The following is a 16,888-nucleotide window of genomic DNA, read 5'->3' as shown; positions in this document are numbered from 1 at the left end:
AAAAGGCCGGGATAATCCCGACCTTTTAAATATTCATCTGCCATTACAGGCGAAAACAATTAGCGACTACGGAAGACAATGCGGCCTTTGCTCAGGTCGTACGGGGTCAGTTCAACAGTCACTTTGTCGCCCGTTAAAATGCGGATGTAGTTTTTGCGCATTTTACCGGAGATGTGCGCAGTTACCACGTGACCGTTTTCCAGCTCTACGCGAAACATGGTATTAGGCAACGTATCAAGTACGGTACCCTGCATTTCAATATTGTCTTCTTTGGCCATCTAATCCTCTGGGGTATCACTACCAAGTTTTGAACCGGCAAGATAATGCCGAAATTCATCAATTAAGTAAAGAATTGCGCGATTAAAACGCAGCAAAACACTTTCTGCGCATTGCCCAAGCGTCACGGTACAACCGAACAGGAAGCGCATTCGTAAAGGGGAGACGACAGGATAAACGTCAGGACGTTATCTGAAGCGAGGGTCCCAAACGGCGGCGGGGCAACAGGCAGAAGCTACTCTGCGGCATAATTATAACACCCTCACAAAAAATATGCGGAAAACATTTAGGCATTGGGCATAAAGAGCGTTCTCGGTATCCAGAAGTCGCGCGGGAGCTTCTCCTGACGGCTGGCGTCCAGCTGTTCGATGTACTGGCGTCGCGGGATTTCAACCGCACCCAGGGAGGCAGTGTGCTCGTTGAGCACCTGACAATCGATCAGGCGCCCGCCGCGCTGGGCAAACGCCTCGCAGAAGACCAGCAGCGCGGTTTTCGAGGCGTTAACCGCACGAGAGAACATCGACTCGCCGCAAAACAGCGTTCCCTGCGCCACGCCGTACATGCCGCCGACGAGCGCTCCGCCTTCCCACACCTCGATGGAGTGGGCGTAGCCAAGCTCATGGAGCTGGTGGTAGGCGGTGATGATATCGCGGGTTATCCATGTCCCTTCATAGCGGTCTTCGGCACAGCCTTCAATGACCTGACCAAAGGCGTGGTTGAGGGTAACGCGGTACGGTGATTTTGCATGGAAACGCTTCATGCTGCGGCTCAGGTGAAACTGCGCTGGCCACAGCACGGCACGCGGATCGGGGGACCACCATAAAATCGGATCGCCGGGGGAAAACCAGGGGAAGATACCGCGCTGGTACGCCATTAATAGTCGAGCGGGACTGAGGTCACCGCCAAGGGCCAGCAGCCCGTTGGGCTCACGCAGCGCCCCTTCCGGAGAAGGGAACGCGATGTTATGACGAGAAAGCTGGACCAGGCGCATGACAGCAAAACTCCAGTACGCGAGTGAAGACGCTACAAATATAGTCTACAGACGCTGTTTAAACTGGTAGTAGCGACCCTGTTTTGCCAACAGTTCTGTGTGATTACCTTGCTCAATAATGTGCCCGTTGTCCATCACAATTATCCGATCAAAGCTCGCCAGTCCGCGCAGGCGGTGCGTGACCATCAGCACGGTTTTGCCGGTCATGACATTCGCCAGTAAATCAAGGATTTGGCTCTCGGTCGTGGCGTCCAGCCCTTCGGTGGGCTCGTCGAGCAGCATCAGCGGCGCATCGTGCAGCAGCGCGCGCGCAATGGCCAGACGGCGCAGCTCACCGCCGGAGAGCTGACGGCCACCTTCGCCAAGCCAGCTGTTCAATCCCTCATCCTCGAGCAGTTTTTGCAGACCTACCTGCTCCAGCACGGCGCGAAGCGCATCATCAGAGGCCTCTGGCGCGGCCAGCAGCAGGTTATCGCGCAGCGTGGCGCTAAACAGATGCACGCGCTGTGGAACGACGCTCACGGTCTTGCGCAGGGCCTGCTCGCTGAAATCAGTCAGCAACGTATTATTAAAACGAATCTGACCGCGCTGCGGATCCCTGGCGCGGGTCAGCAACTGCAGCAGCGTCGATTTACCGCAGCCGGTACGGCCGAGGATCGCAATCCGCTGTCCTGCCTTAACAGAAAGGTTGATACCGTCCAGCGCGTTCTGCGTCTGCTTGTCGTAGGCGAAGGTGACATCTTCAAGCGTTAGCGCAACCTGCTCTGGTACAGCGGTTTGCCCGGCACTGAACGTGACTTCAGGCTCCTGCTCCGCAATCTGGGTGATGCGCAGGGCAGAGGCGATGACCTGACCCAGATGCTGGAAGGCACCCGTCACCGGGGCCAGCGCTTCAAACGCCGCCAGCGCGCAGAAGACGAAAAGGGCAATAAGAGGACCCGGCTGTGAATTCCCCCCGACATCGCCGGAGGCCAGCCACAGCATGGCAATCACCGCCACGCCGCCAATTAACATCATCAGCGCCTGAGAGAAGGCCGTCAGTTCCGACTGGCGGCGCTGGGCCTCATGCCAGTTCAGCTCCGTACTTTCCATCCGGGCACGGTAGCGCTTGCTTGCGCCAAAAATCGTCAGCTCTGCCTGCCCCTGAAGCCAGGAGGTTAGCTGCTGGCGGTAGTCCCCGCGCAGACGCGTCAGATTTTCCCCGGTGGATTTCCCGGCACGGTAAAACAGCGGCGGCAGAACGATCAGCGTCAACAGCATGATCCCGCCCAGCGTCAGCGCAACGGGAACATCCAGAACAGACAGCCCCAGCGTGACCACCACAATCACCACAAACGCGCCCACGATCGGGGAGATCACGCGCAGGTACAGGTGATCCAGCGTGTCGACATCCGCTACGACGCGGTTGAGTAGCTCACCCTGACGAAAACGCGCCAGCCCGGCAGGGGAGAGGGGCAGCAGCTTGCTGAAGGTGTAGATGCGCAGGTGCTGCAGCACGCGGAAAGTGGCGTCGTGGCTGACCAGCCGTTCGAAATAGCGTCCGGCAGTACGGGTGATGGCGGTACCGCGAACGCCGGCAGCAGGGAGCATATAGTTGAAGCTGTACAATCCGGCAAAGCCCGCGACGGCCGAGGCCGACAGGAACCAGCCGGAAAGCGTGAGCAGGCCGATACTGGCGAGCAGCGTGACAATCGCCAGCACAATCCCCAGCGTCAGCATCCATTTGTGGCGTTTATAGAGCGCAAGATAAGGCAGCAGAGCACGCATCAGATGTCCTCCTGACGGTTCGCCAGCAGGGCGGCAAACGGTCCCTGCGCGGCAACGAGAGAGGCGTAATCGCCTTGCTCAACAAGACGGCCGTTCTCCATGACCCAGATCTGGTCCCAGTCGGCAATGCCTTCCAGCTGATGGGTGACCATCAGGGTGGTTTGCTGCCGGGAGGCGGCGTTCAGGGCCTCCATTACGCGCTGCTCGCTGTGGGCATCCAGGCTGGCGGCAGGCTCATCCAGCAGCATCAGCTGGCAAGGATTCAACAACGCGCGGGCAACCGCCACACGCTGCGCCTGTCCGACTGACAGTCCGGCGGACTGGTCGCCGACCACGGTATCTACACCTTGCGGGAGCAGCGGCAGAAACTCGCTGACCCAGGCGCGGTCGAGAACCGATTGCAGTTCATCTTCACGCGCATCCGGGCGCGCCAGCAGGACGTTTTCGCGCAGCGTTGAGGCTGGAAGCTGCGGGTTTTGGCCCACCCAACTGAGCTGTTTGCGCCAGGCATCAGGATCGAGGTTGCGCAGTTCAGTTTTGTTGATCCGCAGTGAACCCGTGTAGGCCATAAAACCGGATAACGCATTCAGCAGAGAGCTTTTCCCGGAACCGCTGGTGCCGACGAGCACCACGCGTTGTCCGGCAGGCAAGGTAAAGTTCAGCGGACCCGCGAGCACTTTGCCTTCGGGTGACAGAATGGAAAAGTCCTGCGCTTCAATGGTCACGGGGTCTTTAGCATTCAGCGTCACGTCGCCCCGCTCCGGGTGCGCCAGCGGCGTTTCCAGGAACGTTTTCAGGCTATCGGCTGCTCCAACCGCCTGCGCTTTGGCGTGATAGAAGGTCCCCAGATCGCGAAGCGGCTGGAAAAACTCCGGGGCCAGGATCAGCGCCAGGAACCCGGCGGAAAGGGTCACCGCCGTGCCGTAATGGCCGAAATCCAGCGCGCCGAGATAGGAGAAGCCGAAGTAGACCGCCACGAGGGCAATCGACAGTGAGGTAAAGAATTCCAGTACGCCGGAAGACAAGAAGGCGAGGCGTAACACTTCCATGGTGCGCTGACGGAAGTCCTGCGATGCCTGGCGAATATTTTCGGTCTCCGCTTCACCGCGGCCAAAAATGCGTAACGTCTCCATGCCGCGAAGACGATCGAGGAAATGGCCGCTCAAGCGACCTAACGCCAGGAAATTACGGCGGTTGGCATCCGCTGCCCCCATGCCGACCAGCGCCATAAACAGCGGGATCAGCGGGGCGGTGCCCATCAGAATCAGCGCAGCCATCCAGTTCACCGGGAAGATGGCGATCACGATCAGCAGCGGAACGAAGACGGCAAGGGCCATCTGCGGCAGATAGCGCGCATAGTAGTCGTGCATATCGTCAATCTGCTCAAGGATCAGCGTCGCCCAGCTACCGGCCGGTTTACCCTGGATCCACGCGGGCCCTGCTTCCTGAAGGCGATCCAGCACCTGACGGCGGATCTCGTAGCGGATGTGCTGTCCGGCGTGAAAACCGACGCGCTCACGCAGCCACACCACCCAGGCGCGCAGGATAAAAATCAGGATCAGGACAATAAAGGGCAGCAGGAGTGCCTCGCGCGGGATGTTCTCCATGATCATGTGATTAAGAATGCGGGCCAGCAGCCATGCCTGGGCAACAATCAACAGACCGCTAACGAATCCCAGGAGACGGGAAATCGTAAGCCAGCGGCGGGAAATAACGCTTTGCTGTTTCAGCCAGCGTGTTAACTCTTGTTGACGGGTTTTTTCCATTGCGTACTTTGCAGGTGACGTTATTAGAAATTGGGCAGCGCAATGTTACAACGGGGAGACAATAAAGGCGACTTATCGCCGCCTTTATTTACGTTTGTTACTGACTTGTAAAGATTATTTACCTTGTTCAGCCAGTCCATCGAGGTAGCGTTCAGCGTCCAGCGCGGCCATACAGCCGGTGCCCGCAGAGGTAATCGCCTGACGATAAATATGGTCCATCACGTCGCCAGCCGCGAACACGCCCGGGATGCTGGTCTGGGTCGCGTTACCGTGAATGCCGGACTGCACTTTGATGTAGCCGTTTTCCAGCTCCAGCTGACCGTCGAAGATCGCGGTGTTCGGGCTGTGACCGATCGCCACAAACAGACCCGCCACTTCAAGCGTTTCGACGTTATCGGTGTTCTGGGTATCACGGATACGCAGGCCGGCAACGCCCATCTGGTCGCCCGTCACCTCTTCGAGGGTACGGTTGGTGTGCAGCACGATGTTGCCGCTTGCCACTTTATCCATCAGACGTTTGATCAGGATTTTCTCCGCGCGGAAGGTTTCGCGACGGTGGATCAGGTGCACCTCAGAGGCAATGTTCGCCAGGTAGAGCGCTTCTTCTACTGCGGTGTTGCCCCCGCCGATGACCGCGACTTTCTGATTGCGGTAGAAGAAACCGTCGCAGGTTGCGCAGGCAGAGACGCCGCGGCCTTTGAACGCTTCTTCGGATGGCAGACCGAGGTAACAGGCAGAAGCACCGGTGGCGATGATCAGCGCGTCACAGGTGTATTCGCCGCTGTCGCCCGTCAGGCGGAACGGACGGTTCTGCAGATCGACCTTATTGATGTGGTCGAACAGAATTTCGGTTTCGAATTTGGCGGCATGCTCGTGCATACGTTCCATCAGCAGCGGCCCGGTCAGGTCGTTCGGGTCCCCTGGCCAGTTTTCCACTTCGGTGGTGGTGGTCAGCTGACCGCCTTTTTCCATACCGGTGATGAGTACCGGGTGCAGGTTAGCGCGTGCAGCATAGACCGCTGCGGTATATCCCGCAGGTCCAGAACCAAGGATTAGCAGCTTACTGTGTTTGGCCGTGCCCATGAGATCCCCATTGTTGTTGGCAGACATTTGGCTGGATTGTAGGGAATTTGTTGTCGTAAAAAAAGAGCGCAGCAATTTTGATATCAATCTGTGTAATAGCCACGGACGATGAATGAGGCGCTATAACATCACGCTTTCTCCTGAAAATCGCTCGTTTGTAAGGCAATAAAATGAGGATTAATACCCTGCCGTAATGAATATCCGGCATGTTGTACTAAAAAACGATGTTTTGCTTTGACAATCCCCTGCGCTTTTGCGAAAACATTCAAGGAAGAAAAAAAACCGCGTTAACCGTATGCCGCATAGGCATGCACGTAAATGCCATTTTTACCGGGTCAGTGAAATCTACGCATGGCGTGGACAGACGCCATACGTGATGTCGGTGACTGCTTTCGGGCAACGGTCTTCTTACCAACAGAACCCGAATCCGCATCGCGTCTAATACAAAACCAGGCGATGTGATGACTAACGGGTACAGGCTCTGAACAGTGATGTGCACAGGGTCCAGGCAGGAGTAGGGAAGGAATACAGAGAGACAATAATAATGGTAGATAGCAAGAAGCGCCCTGGCAAAGATCTCGACCGTATCGATCGTAACATTCTTAATGAATTGCAAAAGGATGGGCGTATTTCCAACGTCGAGCTTTCAAAACGTGTGGGACTTTCCCCGACGCCGTGCCTTGAGCGTGTGCGCCGACTGGAAAGACAGGGTTTTATTCAGGGCTATACGGCTCTGCTGAACCCGCATTATCTGGATGCCTCACTTCTGGTATTTGTTGAGATTACTCTGAATCGTGGTGCGCCGGATGTGTTTGAGCAATTTAACTCCGCTGTACAAAAACTTGAAGAAATTCAAGAGTGTCACCTGGTATCCGGTGATTTCGACTACCTGTTGAAAACCCGTGTGCCTGATATGTCCGCCTACCGTAAGCTGCTGGGGGAAACCCTGCTGCGTCTGCCAGGCGTGAACGACACCCGTACATATGTGGTGATGGAAGAGGTCAAACAGAGCAATCGTCTGGTTATTAAGACGCGCTAACACGGAACAGGTGCAAAATCAGCGTAGTTTGATTACACTCCTGTTAATCCATACAGCAACAGTGCCGGGGAGTCCCGGCGCTGTTGTCCGTTTTAGCAAACAGGCAGGATATGCCTGATACCTGGAGAGCCTTTCTTGAGCCAGGAATACACTGAAGACAAAGAAGTCACACTATCGAAGCTAAGCAGCGGACGTCGTCTCCTCGAGGCTTTGCTGATTGTTATTGCCCTTTTTGCCGTCTGGCTGATGGCAGCCTTACTCAGTTTCAACCCCTCAGATCCCAGCTGGTCACAAACTGCATGGCATGAGCCTATCCATAATTTAGGCGGTGTCCCCGGTGCCTGGCTTGCGGACACGCTGTTTTTCATTTTCGGTGTGATGGCCTACACCCTTCCCGTCATTATCATTGGCGGGTGCTGGTTTGCGTGGCGTCATCGTCAAAACGATGATTACATCGACTATTTCGCCGTGTCTCTGCGCCTGATTGGCGCGCTGGCTCTGATCCTCACCTCGTGCGGGCTGGCAGCAATTAATGCGGATGATATCTGGTACTTCGCCTCTGGCGGGGTGATCGGCAGCTTACTCAGTTCCGCGCTACAGCCGATGCTGCACAGCAGCGGCGGCACGCTGGCGCTGCTCTGCATCTGGGCGGCGGGGCTGACGTTATTCACCGGCTGGTCCTGGGTGAGCATTGCCGAGAAGATCGGCAGTTTTATCCTCACTATTCTGACCTTCGCCAGCAACCGTACCCGCCGTGACGATACGTGGGTTGATGAAGATGAATACGAAGATGAAGAGGAAGACGATGCCCCTGTGCAGCGTCGCGAATCTCGTCGCGCGCGTATTCTGCGCGGCGCGCTGGCGCGTCGTCAGCGTGTTGCTGAGAAATTTGCCAACCCGCTTGGCCGTAAAACCGATGCGGCACTCTTCTCCGGTAAACGTATGGATGAAGACGAGCAGGTGGCGTATCGCGCGGCGGGTGTCGCCGTCGATCCTGACGATGTGCTCTTCTCCGGCAGCCGGGCCACGCCGGGTGACTTCGACGAATACGATCCGCTGTTAAATGGCCACTCTGTTACCGAGCCGGTTGCGGCTGCCGCCGCCGCGACGACCGCTGCGCAGGCGTATGCCGCGCCTGTCGACGCCGTGATGCCGTCCGCGCCGGTTTCGCCGCCGGAATCCGTCATTCAGCAACCTCAGGTTGACTGGCAGACTGCGCCGGGCGTTCACACGCCGGAGCCCGTTATCGCGCCAGAACCTGAAAGCTACATCCCTGTGCAGCAGGAGCAGTGGCAGCAGCCTTACCAGCCGCCGCAGCCTGCGTATGAACCGCAAGATTACCCGCACTATGAGCAGCCTGTGGCCCAACCTTATCAGGAGTATGCGCCTGAACCGGTTGAACCTGCGCAGCCTTATGTTGAGCCGCAGCCTGAACCTGAAATCGTGGAAGAGGTAAAACCCTCTCGTCCACCTATGTACTATTTTGAAGAAGTTGAAGAGCGTCGCGCGCGTGAACGCGAGCAGCTGGCGGCCTGGTATCAGCCCGTGCCTGAACCGGTGCAGGAGCCGGTGACGAAAGCGCCTTCTGTTTCCGTTCCACCGGTCGACCCGACACCTGCAGTCGCACCCGTAGCGGAAAGCGTGAAGCAGGCTACCGCGGCCGCTGCCGTGGCGACGCCTGTCTTTAGCCTGGCAACAGGGGGCGCGCCACGTCCTCAGGTGAAGGAGGGGATTGGTCCGCAACTGCCTCGCCCTAACCGCGTTCGCGTTCCAACCCGCCGTGAGCTTGCCTCTTATGGTATCAAGCTGCCTTCCCAGCGTATGGCCGAAGAGAAAGCGCGCGAGCCTGAGTACGAAGATGACGCGGATGAAATGCAGCAGGACGAGCTGGCCCGCCAGTTCGCTGCGCAGCAGAATCAGCGCTACGGTGAAGAATATCAGCACGATGAATCGGTGCTGGAAGACGAAGAGGACGCGGCAGAAGCAGAACTGGCGCGCCAGTTTGCTGCCACCCAGCAGCAGCGCTATTCCGGTGAACAACCGGCTGGTGCAAATCCGTTCTCGCTGTCAGATTTTGAATTCTCGCCGATGAAGGATCTGGTGGATGATGGCCCGAGCGAGCCTTTATTTACTCCGAGCGTGATGCCGGAAGCAGAGCCTGTGCGCCAGCAGCCAGCACCACAGGCTTACGCGCAGCCACAACAACCTGTTCAGCAGCCGTATACGCAACCGCAGCAACCCCCACAGCCGCCGCAGTTCCAGCAGCCTGCGCCTCAGCCGCAGGAGAGCCTGATTCACCCGCTCCTGATGCGTAACGGTGACAGCCGTCCGCTGCAGCGTCCAAGCACGCCGCTGCCGTCTCTGGATCTGTTAACGCCGCCGCCGTCAGAAGTGGAACCGGTCGATACCTTCGCGCTCGAACAAATGGCGCGTCTGGTCGAAGCCCGTCTGGCTGATTTCCGCATCAAGGCGGACGTGGTGAACTACTCGCCGGGTCCTGTTATTACACGTTTTGAACTGAACCTGGCACCTGGCGTTAAAGCCGCGCGCATTTCCAACCTGTCCCGCGACCTGGCGCGTTCTCTGTCGACCGTGGCGGTGCGTGTGGTGGAAGTGATTCCAGGCAAACCTTACGTTGGCCTTGAGCTGCCGAACAAGAAACGTCAGACCGTCTACCTGCGTGAAGTGCTGGATAACACCAAGTTCCGCGATAACCCATCCCCGCTGACCGTGGTGCTGGGTAAAGATATCGCGGGCGATCCGGTGGTGGCAGATCTCGCGAAAATGCCTCACCTGCTGGTGGCGGGTACCACCGGTTCCGGTAAGTCTGTCGGCGTGAACGCCATGATCCTCAGCATGCTTTATAAAGCGCAGCCGGAAGATGTGCGTTTCATCATGATCGATCCGAAAATGCTCGAACTGTCGGTCTACGAAGGCATCCCGCATCTGCTGACCGAAGTTGTGACCGACATGAAGGACGCCGCCAACGCCCTGCGCTGGAGCGTCAATGAGATGGAACGCCGCTACAAGCTGATGTCTGCGCTGGGCGTGCGTAACCTGGCCGGTTATAACGAGAAAATTGCTCAGGCGGTGCGCATGGGACGTCCGATCCCGGATCCTTACTGGAAGCCGGGTGACAGCATGGATGCTCAGCATCCGGTGTTGGAAAAACTGCCTTATATCGTCGTGCTGGTCGATGAATTCGCTGACCTGATGATGACCGTCGGTAAGAAAGTGGAAGAGCTGATTGCCCGTCTGGCGCAGAAAGCGCGTGCGGCCGGTATTCACCTTGTGCTGGCGACCCAGCGTCCTTCCGTGGACGTTATCACCGGTCTTATCAAAGCGAACATCCCGACGCGTATCGCCTTTACCGTATCCAGTAAAATTGACTCCCGTACCATTCTTGATCAGGGCGGCGCAGAGTCGCTGCTGGGTATGGGTGACATGCTCTATTCCGGCCCGAACTCCACCTCTCCGGTGCGTGTCCACGGTGCGTTCGTCCGCGATGAGGAAGTTCACGCCGTCGTGCAGGACTGGAAAGCGCGCGGTCGTCCACAATATGTAGACGGCATTACCAACGATACGGAAAGCGAAGGCGGCGGCGGTGGCTTCGACGGCGGTGAAGAGCTGGATCCGTTATTCGATCAGGCGGTTAACTTCGTTACCGAAAAACGCAAAGCGTCCATCTCTGGCGTGCAGCGCCAGTTCCGCATTGGCTATAACCGCGCAGCGCGTATCATCGAGCAGATGGAAGCGCAGGGCATTGTGAGCGAGCAGGGGCATAACGGTAACCGCGAGGTGCTGGCACCGCCGCCGTTTGATTAACCTTCAGCGATTGCAAAGAAGGGTAAATCAGCCAAAATTAAGCATTTTCTTCTGTCGCCTGCCTTCGGGCAGGTCCAGAATAGAAGACGGAAACCCCATATCGGGAAGACGTATTTTAAGGAATAACAATGAAAAAAATCGCCATCGCCTGTGCATTACTCACCAGTTTTGTCGCCAGCAGCGTCTGGGCTGATGCGGCCAGCGACCTTAAAAGCCGACTGGATAAAGTAAGCAGCTTCCACGCCAGCTTCACGCAAAAAGTGACTGACGGCAGCGGCAACGCGGTGCAGGAAGGCCAGGGAGATTTGTGGGTAAAACGCCCAAATCTGTTCAACTGGCACATGACCCAGCCGGATGAGAGCATCCTGGTGTCTGACGGCAAAACCTTATGGTTCTTCAACCCGTTCGTTGAGCAGGCAACGGCGACCTGGCTGAAAGATGCCACCAGCAATACGCCGTTTATGCTGATTGCCCGTAACCAGTCCAGCGACTGGCAGCAGTACAATATTAAACAGACGGGTGACGAGTTTGTCCTGACGCCGAAAGGCAGCAACGGCAACCTGAAGCAGTTCACCATTAACGTAAGCACCAACGGTACCATTAATCAGTTCGGCGCGGTTGAGCAGGACGATCAGCGAAGCAGCTACCAGCTCAAGTCTCAGCAGAACGGCGCCGTTGATGCATCGAAATTCACCTTTACCCCGCCGCAGGGCGTAACGGTGGACGACCAACGCAATAAGTAAGAGGCGTGAGTGGGCAATCTGTCGCTCGATTTTTCAGATAACGCGTTTCAACCTCTGGCCGCTCGTATGCGGCCAGAAAATTTAGCGCAGTACATCGGCCAGCAGCACCTGCTGGCTGCCGGTAAGCCATTGCCGCGCGCCATTGAGGCCGGGCATCTTCACTCCATGATCCTCTGGGGTCCCCCTGGCACCGGCAAGACCACGCTTGCAGAAGTGATCGCCCGCTATGCCAACGCGGACGTTGAACGCATCTCGGCGGTCACCTCCGGCGTGAAAGAGATCCGTGAGGCGATCGAACGTGCGCGGCAGAACCGCAATGCCGGGCGGCGCACTATCCTCTTCGTGGACGAAGTCCACCGCTTCAACAAGAGCCAGCAGGATGCCTTCCTGCCGCATATTGAAGACGGCACGATCTTCTTCATCGGTGCGACCACAGAAAACCCGTCGTTTGAACTGAACTCGGCCCTGCTGTCCCGCGCGCGCGTTTACCTTCTCAAATCGCTGACTACCGAGGATATCGAAAAGGTTCTCACCCAGGCGATGGACGACAAAGCGCGCGGCTACGGCGGGCAGGATATCGTTTTGCCCGACGACACGCGTCGTGCGATTGCCGAGCTGGTCAACGGCGATGCGCGTCGGGCGCTGAATACGCTGGAAATGATGGCCGATATGGCCGAAGTCGACGATGCCGGTAAGCGGGTGCTGAAGCAGGAGCTGCTCACCGAAATTGCCGGTGAACGCAGCGCGCGTTTCGATAACAAAGGCGATCGTTTTTACGACCTGATCTCGGCGCTGCATAAGTCCGTGCGCGGCAGCGCGCCGGATGCGGCGCTTTACTGGTACGCGCGCATTATCACTGCGGGTGGCGATCCGTTATATGTCGCGCGTCGCTGCCTGGCGATTGCGTCAGAAGATGTCGGCAATGCCGATCCTCGCGCCATGCAGGTCGCGCTGTCGGCCTGGGACTGCTTCACCCGCGTTGGACCTGCGGAAGGCGAACGAGCCATTGCGCAGGCGATTGTCTATCTGGCCTGCGCACCGAAAAGCAATGCGGTTTATACTGCGTTCAAAGCGGCGATGTCCGACGCGCGCGAACGCCCGGACTACGATGTGCCGGTTCACCTGCGTAACGCGCCGACCAAGCTGATGAAAGAGATGGGTTACGGGCAGGAGTATCGCTACGCTCACGACGAACCCAATGCCTACGCTGCCGGGGAGGAGTATTTCCCGCAGGAGATGGCACAAACGCGCTATTATCACCCCACAAACAGAGGTCTTGAAGGCAAGATTGGTGAAAAGCTCACCTGGCTCGCCGGACAGGATCAAAATAGCCCTATAAAACGCTACCGTTAGTTCAATCGTTGCGGTAATGTTGGCAATGTATCCTTGTGGCCGCAGGCTGTGGCCACATTTTCCTATTTTAATTCGATAAGCACAGGATAAGCATGCTCGATCCCAATCTGCTGCGTAATGAGCCAGACGCAGTCGCTGAAAAACTGGCACGCCGGGGCTTTAAGCTGGATGTAGATAAGCTGCGCGCTCTTGAAGAGCGTCGTAAAGTACTGCAGGTACAAACTGAAAATCTGCAGGCAGAGCGTAACTCTCGATCGAAATCCATCGGCCAGGCGAAAGCGCGCGGGGAAGATATTGAGCCATTACGCCTGGAAGTGAACAAACTGGGTGAAGAACTGGATCAGGCTAAAGCTGAGCTGGACGTTCTTCAGGCCGAAATTCGTGATATCGCCCTGGCTATCCCGAATATTCCTGACGACAGCGTGCCTGTCGGCAAAGATGAGAACGACAACGTTGAAGTGAAACGCTGGGGTACGCCTCGTGAGTTTGACTTTGAAGTGCGCGATCACGTGACGCTGGGCGAAATGCACGCGGGCCTGGACTTTGCGGCGGCGGTTAAGCTGACCGGTTCTCGCTTCGTGGTGATGAAAGGCCAGATTGCCCATCTGCACCGCGCGCTGGCGCAGTTCATGCTGGATCTGCACACCGAGCAGCACGGCTACAGCGAAACCTACGTGCCGTATCTGGTCAACCACGATACGCTGTACGGTACGGGTCAGTTGCCGAAATTTGCCGGCGATCTGTTCCATACCCGTCCGCTGGACGAGGAAGCCGACAGCAGCAACTACGCGCTGATCCCAACCGCTGAAGTGCCGCTGACTAACCTCGTGCGTGATGAGATCATCGATGAAGACGACCTGCCAATTAAGCTGACTGCACACTCTCCGTGCTTCCGCTCTGAAGCAGGATCTTACGGTCGCGACACGCGCGGTCTGATCCGTATGCACCAGTTCGACAAAGTTGAGATGGTGCAGATCGTCCGTCCTGAAGCGTCCATGGACGCGCTGGAAGAGATGACCGGCCACGCTGAGAAAGTGCTGGAGCTGCTGGGTCTGCCATACCGTCGTATGGCCCTGTGTACCGGTGATATGGGCTTCGGTGCCTGCAAGACTTTCGATCTGGAAGTGTGGGTGCCTGCGCAGAACACCTACCGTGAGATCTCCTCCTGCTCTAACGTCTGGGATTTCCAGGCGCGCCGCATGCAGGCTCGCTGCCGCAGCAAATCTGACAAGAAAACCCGTCTGGTGCATACCCTGAACGGTTCTGGTCTGGCTGTGGGTCGTACGCTGGTTGCCGTGCTGGAAAACTACCAGCAGGCGGACGGTCGCATTGAGATCCCTGAAGTGCTGCGTCCGTACATGAAAGGCCAGCAGTACATCGGCTAATAATTTGTCTTAAAACAAAAAAGCGCCTCAGGGCGCTTTTTTTATGCCTTTGATTTGATACGAAGCAATAACCTCTCCCTCTAAAGTAGTAATACTCCTCCGAATGAAAGTCAGCATAAAAAGCTGATAACGAAGAAACTCGTTATATATAAAACTACATAGCGGTATGCGCCGCCTCTCTTTTCTTTGTGAGCAACCAAAGTGAGTCTCTATGAAAATCAACGCGCCTGAAGCATTAATGGCTGCCGAGGTCACTCGCCGTGGGTTGATGAAAACCACGGCAATTGGCGGCCTGGCCGTAGCCAGTAGTGCCTTCACGCTCCCTTTTACCCGACTGGCGTCGGCGGCAGATGCACTGTCCCCGGCCACCACGCCGGAAAAAGTGGTGTGGAGTGCCTGTACCGTAAACTGCGGTAGCCGTTGTCCGCTGCGTATGCATGTGGTGGATGGTGAAATTAAATATGTCGAAACCGATAATACCGGGGACGATAACTACGAAGGGTTACATCAGGTTCGTGCCTGTCTGCGCGGCCGCTCCATGCGCCGTCGCGTGTACAACCCGGACCGCCTGAAATATCCGATGAAGCGCGTCGGTAAGCGTGGTGAAGGGAAGTTCGAGCGCATTAGCTGGGATGAAGCCTACGACATCATCGCCACCAACATGCAGCGCCTTATCAAAGAGTATGGCAACGAATCCATCTACCTGAACTACGGTACCGGAACGCTCGGCGGCACGCTGACCCGCTCCTGGCCGCCGGGTAAAACGCTGGTGGCGCGCCTGATGAACTGCTGCGGCGGTTATCTGAACCACTACGGCGACTACTCCTCAGCGCAGATCGCTGCTGGCCTGAACTACACCTATGGCGGCTGGGCGGACGGCAACAGCCCGTCTGATATCGAAAACAGTAAGCTGGTCGTCCTGTTCGGTAACAACCCGGGTGAAACCCGCATGAGCGGCGGCGGGGTAACCTACTACCTCGAACAGGCCCGCGCCAAATCCAATGCCCGCATGATCATCATCGATCCGCGCTATACCGACACCGGTGCCGGACGTGAAGACGAGTGGATCCCAATCCGTCCGGGTACCGATGCGGCATTGGTTTCAGCGCTGGCATGGGTGATGATCACCGAAAACCTCGTCGATCAGCCTTTCCTGGATAAATACTGCGTCGGCTATGACGAGAAAACCCTGCCAGCCAGCGCGCCTGCTAACGGGCATTACAAAGCCTACATTCTCGGTCAGGGCAGCGATGGCGTAGCGAAAACGCCCGAGTGGGCGTCCACCATCACCGGTATTCCGGTGGAGCGTATCGTTCAGCTGGCGCGTGAGATTGGCTCAGCCAAACCGGCCTATATAAGCCAGGGCTGGGGACCGCAGCGTCATGCGAACGGCGAAATCGCGACCCGCGCGATCTCAATGCTTTCTATTCTGACGGGTAACGTGGGCATTCACGGCGGTAACACCGGCGCGCGCGAAGGCTCGTATGAAGTGCCGTTTGAACGTATGCCGACGCTGGATAACCCTGTTCAGACCAGCATCTCCATGTTTATGTGGACCGATGCGATCGAACGCGGCCCGGAAATGACCGCCCTGCGCGACGGCGTGCGCGGCAAGGACAAGCTGGACGTGCCGATCAAGATGATCTGGAACTATGCCGGTAACTGCCTCATCAACCAGCACTCTGAAATCAACCGCACCCATGAAATTCTACAGGATGATAAGAAGTGCGAGATGATTGTGGTGATCGACTGCCACATGACCTCCTCGGCGAAATATGCCGATATCCTGCTGCCGGACTGCACCGCCTCTGAGCAGATGGATTTCGCCCTGGACGCCTCCTGCGGCAACATGTCCTACGTCATCTTTACCGACCAGGCGATTAAACCGCGCTTCGAGTGCAAAACCATCTATGAGATGACCTCTGAGCTGGCGAAACGTCTTGGCGTTGAGCAGCAGTTTACCGAGGGGCGTACTCAGGAAGGGTGGATGCGCCATCTGCATGAACTTTCCCGTAAGGCGATCCCTGACCTGCCGGATTTCGATACCTTCCGCAAGCAGGGTATGTACAAACAGCGCGATCCGGAAGGGCATCACGTAGCGTACAAAGCGTTCCGTGAAGACCCGCAGGCGAACCCGCTGACCACGCCGTCGGGCAAAATCGAAATCTACTCCGAAGAGCTGGCAAAAATCGCGTCGACATGGGAGCTGCCGGAAGGGGACGTTATCGATCCGCTGCCGATCTACACGCCAGGTTTCGAAAACTACAACGATCCGCTGACGGCGAAATTCCCGCTGCAGCTGACCGGTTTCCACTACAAAGCGCGCGTGCATTCCACCTACGGCAACGTCGACGTACTGAAAGCCGCCTGCCGTCAGGAGATGTGGATCAACCCGATGGATGCCAAAGCACGCGGCATCGGCAATGGCGATCGCGTACGCATCTTCAACGGTCGCGGCGAGGTGCACATTGAGGCCAAAGTGACGCCGCGCATGATGCCAGGCGTGGTGGCGCTGGGGGAAGGGGCCTGGTACAGCCCCGATGCCAACCGCATCGACCAGGCGGGCAGTATTAACGTGCTGACCACGCAGCGTCCGTCGCCGCTTGCGAAGGGCAACCCATCCCACACAAACCTTGTCCAGGTTGAAAAGGTTTAAGGAG

At 57.2% G+C, this 16,888-nt stretch carries 11 protein-coding genes; 6 read left to right on the top strand and 5 right to left on the bottom strand.

Annotation, left to right across the window (positions count from 1 at the left end; all coding sequences use genetic code 11):
* Positions 1–59: 59 nt before the first annotated feature.
* The 5 genes from infA to trxB all read right to left on the bottom strand — a co-directional run bounded on the left by infA (position 60) and on the right by trxB (position 5,883).
* A complete protein-coding gene (infA, locus tag V4835_RS16275; RefSeq protein WP_002211347.1) occupies positions 60–278 on the bottom strand; it encodes a translation initiation factor IF-1 in 219 nt (72 codons plus the stop codon).
* 284 nt (positions 279–562) lie between these two features.
* On the bottom strand, positions 563–1,267 hold the full coding sequence (gene aat / locus V4835_RS16270) for a leucyl/phenylalanyl-tRNA--protein transferase (protein ID WP_063144430.1): 705 nt from the start codon (positions 1,265–1,267) through the stop codon (positions 563–565).
* 45 nt (positions 1,268–1,312) lie between these two features.
* A complete protein-coding gene (cydC, locus tag V4835_RS16265; protein WP_331412846.1) occupies positions 1,313–3,034 on the bottom strand; it encodes a heme ABC transporter ATP-binding protein/permease CydC in 1,722 nt (573 codons plus the stop codon).
* Entirely contained in the window at positions 3,034–4,800 is a 1,767-nt protein-coding gene (gene cydD / locus V4835_RS16260; RefSeq protein ID WP_159513768.1) for a heme ABC transporter permease/ATP-binding protein CydD, read from the bottom strand. Before cydD ends, cydC begins: the two co-directional genes overlap by 1 nt.
* Positions 4,801–4,914: 114 nt before the next feature.
* Entirely contained in the window at positions 4,915–5,883 is a 969-nt protein-coding gene (trxB, locus tag V4835_RS16255) for a thioredoxin-disulfide reductase (RefSeq protein ID WP_331412844.1), read from the bottom strand.
* 544 nt (positions 5,884–6,427) lie between these two features.
* Here trxB and lrp point away from each other — a divergent pair.
* From lrp to dmsA, 6 genes are all read left to right on the top strand, one after another.
* Positions 6,428–6,922 (top strand): leucine-responsive transcriptional regulator Lrp, encoded by a 495-nt coding sequence (gene lrp / locus V4835_RS16250; protein ID WP_002439523.1) that lies wholly within the window; start codon positions 6,428–6,430, stop codon positions 6,920–6,922.
* Positions 6,923–7,057: 135 nt separating this feature from the next.
* On the top strand, positions 7,058–10,747 hold the full coding sequence (locus V4835_RS16245) for a DNA translocase FtsK 4TM domain-containing protein (protein WP_331412842.1): 3,690 nt from the start codon (positions 7,058–7,060) through the stop codon (positions 10,745–10,747).
* 128 nt (positions 10,748–10,875) lie between these two features.
* The gene (gene lolA, locus V4835_RS16240; protein ID WP_023310983.1) at positions 10,876–11,490 is read left to right on the top strand and encodes an outer membrane lipoprotein chaperone LolA; all 615 of its coding nucleotides are present in this window, start codon (positions 10,876–10,878) and stop codon (positions 11,488–11,490) included.
* Between the two features lie 9 nt (positions 11,491–11,499).
* Positions 11,500–12,843 (top strand): replication-associated recombination protein RarA, encoded by a 1,344-nt coding sequence (gene rarA / locus V4835_RS16235; RefSeq protein ID WP_029739490.1) that lies wholly within the window; start codon positions 11,500–11,502, stop codon positions 12,841–12,843.
* Positions 12,844–12,935: 92 nt separating this feature from the next.
* A complete protein-coding gene (gene serS, locus V4835_RS16230; protein ID WP_143347290.1) occupies positions 12,936–14,228 on the top strand; it encodes a serine--tRNA ligase in 1,293 nt (430 codons plus the stop codon).
* A gap of 211 nt (positions 14,229–14,439) precedes the next feature.
* Complete coding sequence (gene dmsA / locus V4835_RS16225) at positions 14,440–16,884, top strand: dimethylsulfoxide reductase subunit A (RefSeq protein WP_331412841.1); 2,445 nt, start codon at positions 14,440–14,442, stop codon at positions 16,882–16,884.
* Positions 16,885–16,888: the final 4 nt, after the last annotated feature.

It is taken from the genome of Enterobacter cloacae complex sp. CARB60, from assembly GCF_036487345.1.
GTDB classification, from domain to species: Bacteria; Pseudomonadota; Gammaproteobacteria; order Enterobacterales; family Enterobacteriaceae; genus Enterobacter; species Enterobacter asburiae_D.
The sequence above is the reverse complement of the archived record's forward strand: the minus strand, read 5'-3'. Positions and strand labels throughout refer to the sequence as shown.